Source organism: Hydrosulfovibrio ferrireducens (genome assembly GCF_046883345.1).
Lineage (GTDB): Bacteria > Desulfobacterota > Desulfobulbia > Desulfobulbales > Desulfurivibrionaceae > Thiovibrio > Thiovibrio ferrireducens.
This window is the reverse complement of the sequence record NZ_JALKCW010000013.1, coordinates 141524-157863: the sequence shown is the minus strand read 5'-3', so window position 1 is coordinate 157863 and position 16340 is coordinate 141524. Positions and strand designations below refer to the sequence as shown.

Below are 16340 nucleotides of genomic sequence, written 5' to 3'. Positions count from 1 at the left end.
TTAAGACATGACCCCCGCAGCCATTATCTCCAAGGTTTGGAGTTTCTGCACCACGTTGCGCGACGACGGGGTGAGCTATGGCGACTATTTGGAGCAGCTCACCTATCTGATCTTCCTCAAGATGGCGGACGAGTATAGCCGGCCGCCCTACAACCGCAAGGTGGGTATTCCCACCGAGTACAATTGGCAGAGCCTCAAGCCCATGCGCGGCGCGGAGTTGGAGGTACATTACGTGACCCTACTCCGTGAGCTGGGCAACAAGCCGGGGATGCTGGGGCAGATCTTCACCAAGGCCCAGAACAAGATCCAGGACCCGGCCAAGCTCTATCGCCTGATCGACATGGTGAACGAAACCCAATGGGTGACCATGGGCGCGGATGTGAAGGGCGACATCTACGAGGGGTTGCTGGAGAAAAACGCCGAGGACACCAAATCCGGGGCAGGGCAGTACTTCACGCCGCGCGCCCTGATCCGTGCCATGGTGGAGTGCGTGCGGCCGGAGCCGGGCAAGACCATCGCCGACCCGGCCTGCGGCACGGGCGGTTTTTTTCTGGCGGCCTATGATTTTCTGGTGGCTGCCCACCGGCTGGACAAGACGCAGAAGGCCTTTCTCAAGCACGAAACCTTTTTCGGCAACGAGATTGTCGCGGGCACCCGCCGCCTGGCCTTGATGAACATGTTTCTGCACAACATCGGCGAGATCGACGGCGAGAGCATGGTGTCGTCCAACGATGCGCTGGTGGCTGACAGCGGCCAGCGTTTCGACTACGTGCTGGCCAATCCGCCATTCGGCAAGAAAAGCTCGATGAGCTTCACCAACGAGGAGGGTGAGCAGGAAAAAGACGACCTGACCTACAACCGTCAGGATTTCTGGGCTACCACCTCCAACAAGCAGCTCAACTTCGTGCAGCACATCCGTACCATGCTGAAAACCACCGGGCGCGCGGCGGTGGTGGTGCCGGACAACGTGCTGTTCGAGGGCGGCGCGGGTGAGACGGTGCGCAAAAAGCTGCTGGAAACCACCGAGCTGCACACCATCCTGCGTCTGCCCACCGGCATCTTTTACGCCAACGGGGTGAAGGCCAATGTCCTGTTCTTCGACAACCGTGCTGCCTCCAAAGAGCCGTGGACCAAGGAGGTCTGGTACTACGACTATCGCACCAACATCCACCACACCCTGAAAAAGAAACCGCTGCGCTTTGCGGATTTGCAGGAGTTCATCGCTTGCTACAACCCGGAAAACCGCCAGGCGCGCAAGGAACTGTGGAGCGAGCAGGACAATCCGGAAGGGCGCTGGCGCAGATTCGGCTACGAGCAGATCATCGGTCGTGATAAAACCAGCCTGGACATCTTCTGGCTCAAAGACAAGAGCCTGGCCGATCTGGACAACCTGCCCGAGCCGGACGTGTTGGCCGGGGAGATCATCGACAATCTTGAGGCGGGCTTGAACAGCTTTCGGGAAATTGCGGCGGCTTTGACGTAATTGGTGTATGTTTTTGCGCTGAAATGCGCCTGGAACATGGTGCTGGTGAAAAATAAGGCAAGGGCAGGTGATTGAATATGGTTGAGGAACAGGAAATTTTTCAGTGTCGGCAGTGCGGCCATTGCTGTCAGGGCGAAACCACGGTCTCTCTGGACCCCGATGATGTCGCCCGGCTGGTCGCCTATCTGCATCTGCCCATTGCCGAAGTGCAGGAGAAATATCTGCGACTTACCGGCAAGGTGGTGCAGATGAAGATCGTGGATGGTCACTGCATCTTTTTTAACGAAGGCTGCACGGTGCATGAAGGCAAGCCTTGGCGTTGCCGGCAATGGCCCCTGCATCCCAGCATGCTCACCGACCAGAACAATTTCGAGGCCATCCGCCAATCCTGCCCCGGCATTAAAGGAGAGCTCGGCTATGAGGAATTTCGCTCCCGGTTTGCCGAGCTTCTCAAGCAGCAGGATGCGGGAAAGTAGGGGAAGGTGAAGATCATCCTGCCGCTCTTGGGCAAAACCAGGGAGCAGTACCTTGGCGCCGGAATCGATGATTTTGCCGGGCGGCTCAGGCGTTTTGTCCAGCTTGAGCTGCCGGTTTTGAAGGAAAAGAAGAGCGGGGCCAAGGAAGATGCGGCGCGGCTGCAGAACGAGGAAGCGCAAATATTGTTTGGCAGTGTTCCGCAATCTGCCAAAGTCGTAGCTCTGGCTCCGTTAGGACAGCAGCTCAGCTCGGAAGAGCTGGCCGATCTGCTTTGCCGCTGGGAGGATCAGGGGGTGCGGGAGATTGCCTTTTTGATCGGCGGTCCCACCGGCCTTGCGCCGAAGCTTGTTGAAAAGGCGGATTATGTCTTATCGCTCTCGCGGATGACCTTTACCCACGAGATGGCTCGAATGCTGGTGCTCGAACAGTTGTACCGGGCGTTTTCCATCAAGGCCGGAACCGGATATCATAAATAAGGCAACAACTCCGGCCAGGTCAAACGGATTCCACGGAACGGACCTCCGGAACTTCGCCTTTCAAGAATTTTTCAATCCCGTTTTTGAGCGTATTTCTGGACATGGGGCATTCCTTGCAAGCCCCGGTCAACTGGACCGTGACCACCCCGTCCTTGCTCACATCAACCAGGGTCACATCGCCTCCGTCCGCCTGGAGCGTGGGGCGAATCTTTGCCAGAGCCGCCAGAATTCTGTCGCGCATCGTTATTCCTCAAGCTGGATTGTCAGGTGAAAGCGTGTAACAATCTAACACAGCTCTTTCCCGCCGACAACCTTGTAAGCGATCACAGGACGGCGCATCTGCACTGCCCTGTGATTGCTTACGGAACTAACCGATTGCCAGATTAGCCGTTGTTGTAGTATGATAGCGCTCCCATTTTGTTCATGGCGAACCATGGGCGCCTACCCCAACAAGGAGTCACAATGAAAAAGGTCCATAAGGATATTCAGGATGCGTCAAGTATGGAGCTGGCTCGTTTTGCAGCCCTGGCAGCCCTGGAAAAAAAAGCGGAGGACCTGGTCGTTCTTGATGTGCGTGGCCTGTCTTCCTTTACTGATTTTTTCGTCATCATGAGCGGACGCTCCACCCGCCACGTGCAGGGGTTGGCCCAGTCCGTGGACGTGGCCCTGCGTCACAAAAACGTCAAGACCGGCAACACCGAGGGCCTGGGCGAGGGGCATTGGGTTCTGCTCGATTATAACGATGTGGTCGTGCATATTTTTTACAACGAAGACCGCAGATTTTACGATATTGAAGGGCTGTGGCACGACGCACCCAGGGTGGAGATAACCCCGGAAGCAGCGTCCTGAAGCAGATCGAGGCACGGGAGAAACGATGAAAAAGATCACGCCGGTGTTGCTGGCCATTCTCGACGGCTGGGGAATCGGGGAGCCGTGGGAGGGCAACGCCATCCATCTTGCCAGAACGCCCAACATGGACCGCTGGCAGGCCAGTCAGCCCGCCACCACCCTGGTTGCCCATAATGGCGCGGTGGGTCTGCCGGAAGGGCAGATGGGCAACTCCGAGGTGGGGCATCTCAATATCGGCGCCGGCCGCATTGTTTACCAGGATTTCACCCGGATCAACCGGGATATCGAAAACCGGGATTTCTTCAAGAACGAGGAGCTGGCCAAGGTTTTCTGCCGCGCCGCTGGGCAGGGCACGGCGGTGCATCTGCTCGGCCTTGTTTCCGACGGCGGGGTGCACAGCCACATCCGTCATCTCATCGCGCTTTTGGAAATGGCCAAACAACTGGGCCTTGCCAAGGTGTATGTCCACGCCTTCATGGATGGCCGCGACACCCCGCCCCGGAGCGGTGGGGGGTACATGGCTGAGCTTGGAGAGGCCATGAAACGTATCGGCGTGGGCCGGGTCGCTTCGGTGTGCGGCCGCTACTATGCCATGGATCGCGACAATCGCTGGGACCGGGTCTCCCTGGCCTGGCAGGCCATGGTGGATGGCCGGGCCCAGCATACGGCCACGGACGGAGGGGAGGCTGTGGCCGCGGCCTATGACCGCGGCGAAAACGATGAGTTCATCAACCCCACGGTGATCACCAACAACGGGCAGCCGGTGGCTACCATCAACGATGGGGATTCGGTGATTTTTTTCAACTTCCGGGCCGATCGGGCCAGGCAGATGACCCATGTCTTTGTCGACCCGAATTTTGCCGGGTTCCCGGTGCGGCACCGTCCTTGTTTGGCCGAATATCTCACCTTCACGGTGTACGAGAAGGATTTTGCTTTGCCCGTGGCCTTTCCCCCGGTACCCCTTACTCATATTCTGGGAGAAGAGGTCAGCAGTCACGGCTTGCGGCAGCTCCGCATCGCCGAGACGGAAAAATACGCCCACGTCACCTACTTTTTCAATGGCGGCCGGGAAGCCCCCTTTGCGCTGGAGGACAGGGCGCTGCTCCCATCCCCCCGCGAGGTGGCCACCTACGATCTGAAGCCGGAGATGAGCGCGGAAGCAGTGACCGGGGAGCTGCTGCGCCGGCTTGCGGACAACCCGTACAGCCTGGTGGTGCTCAACTTCGCCAACTGCGACATGGTGGGGCATAGCGGGATCATGCCCGCGGCCATCGCTGCGGTCGAGACCGTGGATAGGTGCATTGGCCAAGTGGCCGAGCGTTTCACCGAACTCGGCGGGGTGGTGCTGATCACCGCGGACCACGGCAATGCCGAGGTCATGATCAATAAAAAGACCGGCGGCCCGGTGACAGCGCATTCCACCAACCCGGTGCCCCTGGTCATGCTCGGCAATCAGCCCGGCCTTGGTCTGAAGGATGGCGGCACCCTGACCAATATCGCCCCCACCATTCTCGACCTCATGGGGCTGCCGATTCCGGCTGAGATGGAAAGCGCCAGCCTGCTGGTGCGGAAATAACATAATGATAATTTTCTAAAAAGCCCTTCGACAGGCTCAGGGTGAACGGTGATTTTCTTAATATATTGAAATTCCGTTCGTGCTGAGCCTTTCGACAAGCTCAAGAGGGCCTTGTCGAAGCACCTGCTGTTGTGTAGTGACACGTCCAGAAATAAAAAGGCGGAAAAGTTAGAGTAACGACGAACAAGAGTGTTCAGGGGTAATTTATAATGCAATACATCAGCACCAGGGGCGGCATTGCCCCCGTATCCTTCAAACAGGCCGTGATGATGGGCCTGGCCACCGACGGCGGCCTGCTGCTGCCCACCTCGATTCCCGAGATTTCCGCCGAAACCCTGGTCCAATGGCGCCAGCTCAGCTATCCGGAGCTGGCAACCGCGGTGCTCGGCCTTTTCATCGACGATATTCCTGCAAACGACCTGCGCGAGCTGGTGGCACGATCGTATCAAACCTTCAACCACCCGGAGATCACCCCGCTGGTCAAGCAGGGCGACTGCTACATCCTTGAGCTGTTCCACGGGCCGACCCTGGCCTTCAAGGACGTGGCCCTGCAATTTTTGGGCAATGTCTTTGAGTACCTGCTCAAGGAGTCCGGCGGCAAGATGAACATCCTCGGCGCCACCTCCGGCGACACCGGAAGTGCGGCGATCTACGGGGTGCGCGGCAAGGAGCGGATCAACATCTTTATTTTGCACCCCCACAATCGGGTCAGTCCCATTCAGGAACTGCAGATGACCACGGTCACCGACGCCAATGTCTTCAATCTGGCGGTGCGCGGCACCTTTGACGACGGGCAGGCAATAGTCAAGACCATCTTCAACGATCTGGCTTTCAAGGAGAAGCATCAGCTGGGCGCGGTCAATTCCATCAATTGGGCCCGGATTGTGGCCCAGGTTGTCTACTATATCCATGCCGCGCTCAAGATTACCGCGAGCGCTGGAGTGGACAAGGTTGATTTCTCGGTGCCCACCGGCAACTTCGGCGATATCTTCGCAGGCTTTGTGGCCCGGCGCATGCTGCCCAATCAGATCCGCCACCTGATTCTGGCCACCAACGAGAACAACCTGCTGACCCGTTTTATTTTAAACGGCGATTATTCCCTGGGCGCGGTGGCGCAAACCTCAAGCCCCTCCATGGACATTCAGGTGGCCAGCAATTTCGAACGGTATCTTTACTACTTAAACGGCGAGGATGCCGAACGGACCCGCCAGGACATGGATCGCTTCGCGGTCAGCGGCAGCCTCCAGTTCGACGAGCTTGCCCAGGAACGGGTGCGGGCGGATTTTGCCTCGCGCAGCGTGAATGAAGAGGAAACCATCGCCACCATCCGCGATTTTTACCAGCAGCACGGCTATGTGCTCGATCCGCATACCGCCGTGGGCGTCAAGGCCGGCCTGGCTGGACGTGAGGAGGGAGTGCCGATGATCTGCCTAGCCACTGCCCATCCGGCCAAGTTTGGCGCGGCCGTCGAACGCGCCATCGGCCACGAGCCTGAGCTGCCGCCAAGCCTTGCCGATCTGGCCGACAAGGAAACCCGCTGTGAGGTGATCCCGGCCGAGGTCGGGGCTGTAAAGGCATTTGTCGAGCAGCACGCCCTGTAATTTTTCAGGGGAAGCGGTTTTTTCAAGGGAGACGCGTCTTTTCTCTGCTATAGTGAGACGGATAGATGAGTGGTCGTTGAAAAAAAGCAGTTGGAAGTCAACTGAACGAGGGTGCAGTGAATCCAACCGAACTCCTGCATTTTTTGCGCACGATAGACCTGTTCCATTTCTTTTCCGATGAAGAGCTTGCGGCTTTTCTGGAAAAGGCCAGGGAGGTGCAGGTAGCCAAGGGAGAGATTCTCTTCCATGAGGGCGAGCCCGGGCAGGATATGTATCTCGTCCTGCGGGGCATGGTCAAGATTTTTCGCGGCAACCGGGTGATTGATGTCATCAAGCCCGGCGACTATTTCGGCGAAATGGCCATCATCGAAAACCAGCCCCGTTCCGCCAGCGTCGCGACTCTGGAAGAATCCCTGCTTCTGCAGGTTCCCCTGGCAGTGTTCCATGAGTATTTCTCCCGGCAGCCGAAATCGCTGGTCGCCATGATGCGGACCCTGAGCCAGCGGGTTCGTCGCGATCTTCACATTCTCGGACATGATTATGAGCAGATCAATATCATGGTCCATGATATGAAGAACCTGCTTACTCCCTTTCATCTGCTGGAGGTTTTGGAGAAAACCGTGCCCGGACTTGCCGGAAACAGATATCTTGCCTGCATGGTCAAGGCGCGGGGAGACCTGCTCGTGCTCATGGAAAATGCCCTGGCCCAGGCCCGACGGCGCCAGGTTGCCACCCCGATCCATACCGACTCCTTGGACAAGTTGATCGCTGATCTTCTGGAATCGGCCTGGATGGTCCATCCGGACATTGGCGGTCGTGGGATTCGGGTCGAGGTGACAGGCAGTCTGCCGGAATTCCCTTTTTCTTCCCTCGGTCTCTGCCGGGTGTTTTCAAATCTGGTGGTCAATGCCGCCCAGGCCAGCGAGGCCGGGGGGCTTATTGCCATTGCCCTTTCCCGCGAGGCGGACGAGGCAGTGGTCAAGATCATCGACCAGGGGCATGGTATTTCCGATGAGGTCCGGGAAAAAATCTTCCAGCCCCATTTTACCACCAAGGGCGACGGCAATGGGATCGGCCTTATCTCCTGCAAGCAGATCATCGAAGAAACCCATGGCGGCAGCCTCTCCTTTGCATCCACGCCCGGCCAGGGCACGACCTTTACCATCCGCCTTCCCATCTCCGTTTCAATCGGGTAAACAAGTGCATGCAGCAAGTGGTTCCGGCAAGGCGCTGACCTTGGCCGCGGCCTTGTTGTCTTTTTTTGATCATTCAGCAGGGGCGGAGGGGAATGGAAAGTTTCAAACAGAGGGTTGATGAGGCTGTCGGTTTTTTACGGGACAAGATGGTGGAACCGCCGGAGATTGTCCTGGTGCTCGGCACCGGCCTGAGCGGCCTGGGAGAACAAATTGAATCGCCGCTTGTCCTGCCCTATGGCGGGATTCCCAATTTTCCCAAGGCAACCGTGGCCAGCCATGCCGGTAATCTTATCTTCGGCAGGCTCTGCGACAGGCCGGTGGCCGTGCTGCAGGGCAGGTTTCATTATTACGAGGGGTATTCGGCCCGTGAGTTGACCATGCCGATCCGGGTTCTCGCTCTGCTTGGGGCGAAAACCCTTATTGTCTCCAACTCGGCAGGCGGCCTCAACCCGGCCTTCGCTGCCGGCACCGTGATGGTGGTGCGCGATCATCTGAACTTCATCCCGGACAATCCCCTGCGCGGCCCCAATGTTGACGCCTGGGGTCCGCGCTTCCCAGATCTTTCCGCCCCCTATGACCGGAGCTTGATCGATACAACCCTGGCCTGCGCGGCCAGGGAGCAGATCGCTCAGGTTGCCACCGGCGTCTATGTGGCCATTCCCGGCCCTAGCCTGGAAACCCCGGCGGAAACCCGCTATCTCCGGCAATGCGGCGCCGACGCTGTGGGCATGTCCACCGTGCCCGAGGTGATCGTGGCCATCCATGCCGGGATGCGGGTCTTGGGCCTTTCGGTGGTGGCAAACGTCAATGATCCGGACAATCTCAAGCCCATCATCCTGGAAGAGATCATCGAGGAAACCAAACGGGCGGAAGACCGCTTGACGCGGCTGCTTCTCGCGGTGCTGCCTGAAATTTAGGTAAACGCTCAGCAGCACCACATCTGCTTTGTCATCGCCCGGCTCATGTGCACTAGCACACTTCGCCGGGCTCTTCCGCGCATCTGCGGCACTGTTGAGCGTTTACCCTTTCAGTGATTGAGCCGTGCTTTTTGTTTACAGATTTAGAGAGGGATTCATGAACACTAAAGCAACTCTGCTGGTCTGCGGCCAGATCCTGACCCTGGACCAGAGCAACACCGTGATCGAAGACGGCGCCGTGGCCATTGCCGGCGACACCATTGTCGAGGTGGGGGAGCGGGCAGCCATGCTTGGCAAGTACCCCGGGGCGGAGCAGCTCGTCCAGCCCCACGGCCTGGTCATGCCCGGCTTGGTCAACAGTCACACCCACGCGGCCATGGCCTGCTTTCGCGGGCTGGCCGATGACCTGCCCCTGATGACCTGGCTTACCGAGTACATCTTTCCGGTGGAGGGGAACCTCGATGCCGAGATGGTCTATCACTCTTCGCTGCTTTCCATGGCCGAAATGATCAAGTCCGGCACCACCAGCTTCTGCGACATGTACCTCTTTGCCAAAGAGGTGGCCCGGGCCACGGCGGATTCCGGGATGCGCGGCTGGCTGGGCGAGGTGCTGTACGATTTTCCCTCGCCCAACTACGGCGCGCCGGAAAACGGCATCGTGTACCTGGAAGAGCTGATGGCTCAATATCGCAATCATCCGCTCATCTCCATTACCGTTGACCCGCATGCCGTGTACACCTGCTCCCCGGATCTGCTCAAACGGCTCAAGACCGTGGCGGAAAAGCACGGAGCCGCCTATGTGATCCATCTCTCCGAAACCAGGGACGAGGTGGAGGGGTGCCGGGCCAAATACGGGCACACCCCGGTCATGCACCTGGATGCCCTGGGGATTCTCGACAGTCAGGTGGTGGCGGACCATTGCGTGGTGCTGACCGAACCGGAGATCGACCTCCTTGCCCAGCGGGGCGTTAAGGTGGCCCATTGCCCGGAAAGCAACATGAAACTTGCTTCGGGCGTGGCGCCGATCCCGGAGCTGCTGGCGGCCGGGGTCACGGTGGGGTTGGGCACCGACGGCGCGGCCAGCAACAACGATGTGGATATGTTCGGCGAGATGGACACTGCGGCCAAGCTGCACAAGGTGCATCGCCTCGACCCCACGGTGATGAGCGCCGAAACCACTCTGCGCATGGCCACCCTGGGCGGCGCCAAGCTGCTGGGGGCGGAAAGCCTGATCGGCAGCCTGGAGGTGGGGAAAAAGGCGGATCTCATCGTGCTGGATATGAACAAGCCGCATCTGACCCCGATGTACAACATCCCCTCGCATTTGGTCTATGCGGCCACCGGCGCGGATGTGGCGCATTCGGTGATCAACGGCCGGGTGGTGATGCGGGATCGGAAACTGCTCACCATGGACGAGGATGCGGTGCTGGCTCGCCTGCGCGAAATCGGCGCGCATATCTCCGGGTTGGTCCGGCTGGGGCGGCGATAACCGCCGGGTCAGTAGAAAACAATCCTGATTAGCGCTAATCTTCCGCAAGACGTAATTTGTACATCGGAGAGCCCCTACGAAATGCTCCCTCTCCCCCGTTTTGGTGGGGGAGAGGGCTGGGGAGAGGGGGTACACGGCGGCTGTTCACCCTCTCCCTGACCCTCTCCCTCGAGGGCGAGGGAATTTGCGGAAGATTAACGCTAATCAGGAAAACAATTAATTTGTAAGGGAACTCAATGGATCTGCTGACAAATATCTGGCTGCATATACAAGAAAAAGGACTCGTCCGCACCCTGAGCATCATCTTTAACAGGATGGTCGATTTCCATTTTGACTTCAAATACAAGACCGACACGAGGAATAAAATCAGCCTGCACGATCTCACCGTCACCGGGGAGAACAAGGAGCACGGCTCGTTTTATCAGCCGACCATGGCCCTGTCGTTCAATCGGTTGCTGGAGAGGGTGCCGCTCCCGCCGGAAAGTGTGCTGGTGGATTTCGGCTGCGGCAAAGGGCGGGTCTTGCTGCTTGCGGTGTTGCGGGGGATAAAAAAGGCGGTGGGGATTGAATTTTCCCCGGAACTCTGCGCCATAGCGCACAATAATATCAAGATCGTGGAGCAGGCAACCGGATCGCGATTGGATATCTCGGTGATCGAGGGGGATGTCACCCATTACGAGATCAAGGACGATCAGAATGTGTTTTTCTTCTTCAATCCCTTTGACGATGTTGTTCTTGAAGCGGTTGTGAAAAATATAAAGAAATCGCTGCAAAGAAAACCACGGGAGATTGCCGTCATCTATTACAATCCGGTCCACTCCCACATTCTCGATAATGCGTTTCTGCCCAAGAACGGCTATATTATCGGCGGTGAAGAGTATATGCTCTATGCGAATTGCTGATTCCCATCGAACTTCAGCCACTGTCGCGGGTGGCATGATAACTGGCGGCAACCTCCAATACCAATCGATGCCTCTGCTGTCTAACGTCCGGCTCACCGGACCCGCGCTGTTTGCGGGGTCCGAGTGGAGCTGGTGGTTATAAAAAATTATAATATTTCAAATGGTTGTTTTCTGTATTTCAATTTTTCCCAATCATTTGAACTAGGCACAAGAAATTGAATTATTAGATACTCTCTATCTGGTTGATAAGATACAAGGCAACCTAGAGAGTAATTAAAATTTTCTGATAGAACTAGGTGTTCTATTTTTTCTTTGTCGTGTTTGCTTGAATACTCTTTTTTTGCTTCAATAGCCAAATAGTTGTTTGAGTTACCGCTTTGTCTTTTGTGGACTATTATGTCTGGGCGGATAGGGGTTTGCCCCATCATTTTTTTTGGATCATGTTCATACTTATTATATTCAACATCAACATCAACATCAATATGAGGTAATGATTGTTTAGTAATATACTCGATATATTGAGCGAATTTGTGATTGATACATTCTTCTTTGACAGAACTTTCAATTAATAGATAATCATTTTCACATAATTTTGAGAGTGACTCAATTACTACCTCTTTTAGTTGTGCAGGTGTCATTGTTTTTATTTATAACGTAAAAGTGAGGGGCTGCGCGCTTTTGCGCAGTCCCTCTCGACTGATGGGTTGGGCGTTTTAGACAGCGACATATATGCCGACGGCTACTAAACCACCGCCAATGAACGCGCAAGCGGTAGAGAAAATAAGAATCCCCCAAACAATTTTGTGCAAAGTTTCCCAGCCGTTAGGATTAGCATTTGTGTAAGCGTCACGAATGGCCTTGTAATGAAAGAAAAATACGATGGCGGAAGAAAATGCTCCCAAGAGGAAAAATGACAATGCGCTAAGTGCATAGGATTTGAAACAGCAGTACACGGGCTTGTCGACCAGAGCTTGAATGAAGGCGAGCATAGCTACAACCGCACCTCCATTCAAAAAAGCCAATCCTTTCGCTCCCTGTCCAATGAGATCGTGAAGGCGGTCAGAGACCCTCATCTGTCGGTCATGTTCAAGTTGCTGCGCGAGGAGGGTTTGCTGGCTATCACGTTCCATTTATGTTCCCCTTTGGTAAAAAATGGCGAGCCGGCATGACGCCCAACGTGAAAATCACCGGTTTATCCGGTGCATTTTATTGTTGGAACTATTTGTATTAAATACTTATTCCTTGAAATTATATGGCCCTTTTATCTCTTGTGTTTTGACCTTACATCTGGTCTTTTCTCCAGTATTACGAGGCCTATGGCAAGCAGCATTTCTTGTACTTTTTCCCACTTCCGCAGGAGCAAGGATCGTTTCTTCCAGGCTTGCGTTTCTTTCGTGATTTTTTGAGAATATCTGCCATTTTGCTCGGTGCAGCCATTCGTCGGGTTGCGGCCTCCATAGCCTTATCGTACTGCCACTTGTTTTGTAGGTTTACAACAAACCTTAGTTCTCCATCATAAGGTGACAGGCAGACGCCGAACCAAGTGCCTGCCTTCTGCTTGTACATACGTCTTTGACAATAATCTCGGAGACGTGCCATAGAAATTTCTTTTGGATAGTCATTGCAGTGAACCGTGAAGCCAGTATCGGACTCACCCACGGCGACTGTGAAGTCATGATGTTGGCCATCCTTTTGTGCTTCACCAACGATTTTGTCTATGCCACTACTAATATTGCGAACTGAATCTTCACCGATAGTAAGCAACATGAAGCCCAACGCAATAGTGGCAGGATGAGGCTCTCGCTCAATCGATGTTATTAATCTACCCAGTGAAAGCTTAGAAAGCCGAGTCAAAACACCGTCGGGAGTTGCTTTTCCAGAAAACCCTTCTCGTCGAACCATCATTGCCGCATCGAGGTCTATTGAAAAGTTATCCTCAAGCGTGATCATGTCATATCGGTCCTGTAACCAGAGATTGTATTTGAGATGGTACGAGAGAACTGTGAGCTCGTTTGTTGCCATAAGGCGTCCTGTATATCGCGTGCGACGGTTAACATAGCTCAGCAGTTGTAAAGGAGTAGAAACCATTTCAGTTAGCGCATCGAGCGTGAATATATCCATCACGAAGGGCGGCGCTATTTGGTCCGTTGTTTCAAACTTTAGGAACTGCCTTGCCTGGAACGCAAGAGCAGGATAGTGATCCGACACCACGCAAACGATGTAAATCTCTTTGAATGCGGACAGATTGATCGGGCTCCCATCTTTGGGAACAAATTTGTATTGGGTATTGCCAAGTGCTTTTGCACAGATAAGTCCTTGGTCATAGGCATCTTGAACGCTCTTCTTGAAGTCGTCCTTAATCTGCAGATCATTTCCTTTTCGAGCTTCAAGTGTCAGCTTTTTGGATTTTGCTTGCAACAAAATTGACCGGTTACCAAAGACGACGAGGACATCAATCTCGCCGATACGTTTTCCTTTAGATTCGTAAATTTCGACATTTGCAAAAACGTGTTTGTTGCCGAATACTTGCGATAGGCGTTGCTTACAGAACTCCTCGGTAAATAGTCCTCGGTTTTTGGTTGCTGTGCCCCAATACGCTTTGTCGGAGGTCATCCAATAGTACGGTGACTCATAAAGGGCTTCGAGGATATTATATTGCTGAAATAGAAGGAATGAGCCTGTGCTGGTTGGGATTAGTGGAAATGCGTTAGCAATATTGAAATCACTAAGCGACTGAAATTCAGTGTTTATTTCGCCTTGCGGAACAGCGAAGGCCTTGACAACCGCATCCGCAGTCTCTTCGGTAATACCTGCATGAGCAGCTAGTTCCTCTACAGAAAATTTAAAGCCCTCGATTAGTGTCCAATCTTCGGGAGGTAAATCCACAAAGGAATCAAGTACTCGAGGTATTTTGGTTGCTTGTAGATCGCATATTGCCTTTACCACTTCCCTTGCGGTATGAATCGAGAAATCTTTCGTTTTCTTGATCCATTCATCATCCTTTTGGTATTTTCTGACAGAAAAGTCACGATATTGAAATCCATACGCCGACTCGCTACCGTAGAAGATCGGTTCCCGGAGAGAGTCTCCACTAGCGAATGGATCAAAGCCTCCTTTGATCTTTTCTGGTGTCAAATGTGCGAGCCAGGGTGCGCACATCGCTTCATGAATCTCATGCAAGAGGGTTTCGGTTTTTTCGATGTACTCCTGCAAGGTATCAGGTGCGGGAAGTGAGAGGTCCATCGGACCTTTTAGAGCTAGACCGATCAAAGTGGATATTTCGGTACGGACCAACCTATCAAAGCCGTACAGGTTTTCGAGGTTCTTCGCTTCTAATTTCTCACCGACCTTCACGAGGTTATCCCGGAAGCAAAACCAGCAAATGGCATGAACGTATCCTGGCTGTGTACAAAGAGACGTTAGATCATCAAAGATTTCTTGCTCTCTCCTCACTCTCAATATCCTCAATGATTGTACTGTCGAATTTTGAAAAGTTCACTTCATTCGTTGTGAGCCAACGAGAAGGCTCACCGGAAAACTGGCCGTAGGCCAGATTTTCCGTGTGCAGCCGTTTGTTATGCCTAATTTCTTTATACATAATCGCCTGGATAAAATTTACCACCGAATCAATATTGCTCCGATTAAAAGAAATCCTGCGCCAATTCCTCGTGTAATAGTTATGGGTTGAATTGGCACATTCATAACGCCGAAATGGTCAAATGCGACTGATGTTATTAACTGGCCAACTACTATTAATGCGACAACGGTGAAGATACCCAGTCGGGGTAATAGCAGGATCGAAATAGCTATGTAAATGGCTCCAAACAGACCTCCTGTCCATGACCATAATGAGCTACGTAAAGTCAGGTTGGCAGTCACAATTGGATCTCGCATCAAAAAAATCATAATGAGCATAACGATTGTGCCGCCAAGATAGCTAAAGAATCCAGCCCACCAAGGTGATCCAATTTCAAAACGAAGATTTGAATTGACTGCCTGCTGGATTACAAAGCTTGCTCCTGCAAATAGTGCAATTAACATAAGTGAGATATTCTGTAAGGTTAACAAACGTCTGCCTCCACATTAATTGTTTGTTGCTAAATGACCTTGTGAACACATTTGTATCTTATCTTTTAAGTTCGGCATAACGCGGAGTTAACCGGCGCGCTGTTTTCGCGCGTCCAGGTTAAACGCCTTGTTGGGCGGCCATACGTAATAAAATACCCTTTCCATTACTTTTTCTCGATCTAGAATTCGATCACAATTTTGCCGAAATGCCTGGCTGATTCGAGATAAGAAAATGCTTCCGCTGTTTGATCCAGCGGAAATGTTCTGTCAATAACAGGCTGAATCTTATTTGCTGAGATAGCTTTCAGCATATCTGCAAAATCCTGTCGGCTTCCAACACTCAATCCGTTGATCTTGGCGCGTTTCAGATTCAGTGAAATCAAATTGATCGGACTTTGCACTCCATCCAGAAAGCCCACGACAGAAATATGCCCATCCAGTCTTAGCGCCTCAAGACTTTTATTAAGATTGCTTCCCCCCACAGTTTCAACGACAACATCTGCACCCTCACCATCCGTCATAGCGAATACGTCGGAAATCCAATCGGGTGTTTGCCTGTAGTTAATCAGGTAATTGGCTCCAAGCTCACGAGCCTTCGCCAGTTTCTTGTCATCGCTTGACGTAATGATTATCCTTGCGCCCATCGCTTTCGCAAACTGAAGCGCAAAAATTGAAACGCCGCCGGTTCCATGTAGCAATACCGTATCACCGGCTTTGGTTTTTCCATACGCAAGCGCATTCCAGGCGGTCAGTGCAGCGATGGGAAGCGTGGAAGACTCCGCGAAGCTCAATGATTCCGGCACTTTGATCAGCTCATTGTTGCGAAAAACCTTGTATTCAACAAGTTGTCCGGGTGATGTTCCTGAGCCAGGGCGGGTTTCAAATCTGGAGTTTTCCGGGGTATAACGCCCATCGATCCATTCCGGAATATAAGTCGTCGCTACATGATCGCCCGGCTTGAAGTCCTTGATGTCAGGCCCGACTTCTTCAATGATACCCGCGCCATCCGAAACGGGAATAAATGGGGGCTTGATATTGGGGTTGAGCTGGCCTTTGACCAGAAGGAGGTCGACATAATTGAGCGAGACCGCCTTCATCCTGACAAGAATCATTCCCGGCCCAATATCCGGCGAAGGCGCGTGGGTTATGGTGAGCTTGTCGATACCAAACCCATCTTTGAGAACAACTGATTTCATATTCTTACCTTTCTTAAATTCGCGAGCTTACTAATGACGCCCAACGCAAAGCTAAGACGCGCGCCTAGCAGAGGTTGAGTAAGTTCGTGTTGTAGTGAGTTGGCCGAAGC

General features: G+C 53.6%; 16 protein-coding genes. 10 read left to right on the top strand and 6 right to left on the bottom strand.

Features of this window, described 5'->3' with window-relative positions:
• Window positions 1-7 precede the first annotated feature (7 nt).
• The 3 genes from MWR57_RS06550 (at window position 8) to MWR57_RS06540 (ending at window position 2436) form a co-directional block, all read left to right on the top strand.
• The gene (locus MWR57_RS06550; protein ID WP_423124001.1) at window positions 8-1483 is read left to right on the top strand and encodes a class I SAM-dependent DNA methyltransferase; all 1476 of its coding nucleotides are present in this window, start codon (window positions 8-10) and stop codon (window positions 1481-1483) included.
• Window positions 1484-1560: 77 nt separating this feature from the next.
• Window positions 1561-1959 carry a YkgJ family cysteine cluster protein gene (locus MWR57_RS06545; protein WP_423124000.1) on the top strand — a complete coding sequence of 133 codons (399 nt, stop codon included), beginning with the start codon at window positions 1561-1563 and terminating at the stop codon, window positions 1957-1959.
• A 6-nt stretch (window positions 1960-1965) separates the two neighbouring features.
• Window positions 1966-2436 (top strand): 23S rRNA (pseudouridine(1915)-N(3))-methyltransferase RlmH, encoded by a 471-nt coding sequence (locus MWR57_RS06540; RefSeq protein ID WP_423123999.1) that lies wholly within the window; start codon window positions 1966-1968, stop codon window positions 2434-2436.
• Window positions 2437-2455: 19 nt separating this feature from the next.
• Here the strand turns inward: MWR57_RS06540 and MWR57_RS06535 are convergent, their stop codons facing one another.
• Entirely contained in the window at window positions 2456-2677 is a 222-nt protein-coding gene (locus MWR57_RS06535; protein ID WP_423123998.1) for a NifU family protein, read from the bottom strand.
• A gap of 221 nt (window positions 2678-2898) precedes the next feature.
• Between MWR57_RS06535 and rsfS the strand changes: the two genes are divergently transcribed.
• The 7 genes from rsfS (at window position 2899) to MWR57_RS06500 (ending at window position 10966) form a co-directional block, all read left to right on the top strand.
• A complete protein-coding gene (gene rsfS, locus MWR57_RS06530) occupies window positions 2899-3285 on the top strand; it encodes a ribosome silencing factor (RefSeq protein WP_423123997.1) in 387 nt (128 codons plus the stop codon).
• Window positions 3286-3310: 25 nt separating this feature from the next.
• Window positions 3311-4861 carry a 2,3-bisphosphoglycerate-independent phosphoglycerate mutase gene (gene gpmI / locus MWR57_RS06525; RefSeq protein ID WP_423123996.1) on the top strand — a complete coding sequence of 517 codons (1551 nt, stop codon included), beginning with the start codon at window positions 3311-3313 and terminating at the stop codon, window positions 4859-4861.
• 209 nt (window positions 4862-5070) lie between these two features.
• Window positions 5071-6462 (top strand): threonine synthase, encoded by a 1392-nt coding sequence (gene thrC, locus MWR57_RS06520; protein WP_423123995.1) that lies wholly within the window; start codon window positions 5071-5073, stop codon window positions 6460-6462.
• Between the two features lie 116 nt (window positions 6463-6578).
• Window positions 6579-7658: an ATP-binding protein gene (locus MWR57_RS06515; protein ID WP_423123994.1), complete on the top strand. Its 1080-nt coding sequence runs from the start codon at window positions 6579-6581 to the stop codon at window positions 7656-7658.
• Between the two features lie 92 nt (window positions 7659-7750).
• Window positions 7751-8575 (top strand): purine-nucleoside phosphorylase, encoded by an 825-nt coding sequence (locus tag MWR57_RS06510; protein WP_423123993.1) that lies wholly within the window; start codon window positions 7751-7753, stop codon window positions 8573-8575.
• 157 nt (window positions 8576-8732) lie between these two features.
• A complete protein-coding gene (locus tag MWR57_RS06505) occupies window positions 8733-10064 on the top strand; it encodes an amidohydrolase (protein WP_423123992.1) in 1332 nt (443 codons plus the stop codon).
• Window positions 10065-10300: 236 nt separating this feature from the next.
• Window positions 10301-10966, top strand: coding sequence for a class I SAM-dependent methyltransferase (locus MWR57_RS06500; protein WP_423123991.1), 666 nt, complete (start codon window positions 10301-10303; stop codon window positions 10964-10966).
• 146 nt (window positions 10967-11112) lie between these two features.
• Here MWR57_RS06500 and MWR57_RS06495 read toward each other — a convergent pair whose 3' ends face one another.
• The 5 genes from MWR57_RS06495 to MWR57_RS06475 form a co-directional block, all read right to left on the bottom strand.
• Window positions 11113-11604 carry a hypothetical protein gene (locus tag MWR57_RS06495; RefSeq protein ID WP_423123990.1) on the bottom strand — a complete coding sequence of 164 codons (492 nt, stop codon included), beginning with the start codon at window positions 11602-11604 and terminating at the stop codon, window positions 11113-11115.
• 75 nt (window positions 11605-11679) lie between these two features.
• Window positions 11680-12096, bottom strand: coding sequence for a hypothetical protein (locus tag MWR57_RS06490; RefSeq protein WP_423123989.1), 417 nt, complete (start codon window positions 12094-12096; stop codon window positions 11680-11682).
• Between the two features lie 184 nt (window positions 12097-12280).
• Window positions 12281-14320, bottom strand: a complete 2040-nt coding sequence (locus tag MWR57_RS06485; RefSeq protein WP_423123988.1) for an SEC-C metal-binding domain-containing protein — start codon at window positions 14318-14320, stop codon at window positions 12281-12283.
• Window positions 14321-14581: 261 nt separating this feature from the next.
• Window positions 14582-15034, bottom strand: coding sequence for a DMT family transporter (locus tag MWR57_RS06480; protein WP_423123987.1), 453 nt, complete (start codon window positions 15032-15034; stop codon window positions 14582-14584).
• 179 nt (window positions 15035-15213) lie between these two features.
• A complete protein-coding gene (locus MWR57_RS06475; protein WP_423123986.1) occupies window positions 15214-16230 on the bottom strand; it encodes a zinc-dependent alcohol dehydrogenase family protein in 1017 nt (338 codons plus the stop codon).
• Between the last annotated feature and the right edge of the window lie 110 nt (window positions 16231-16340).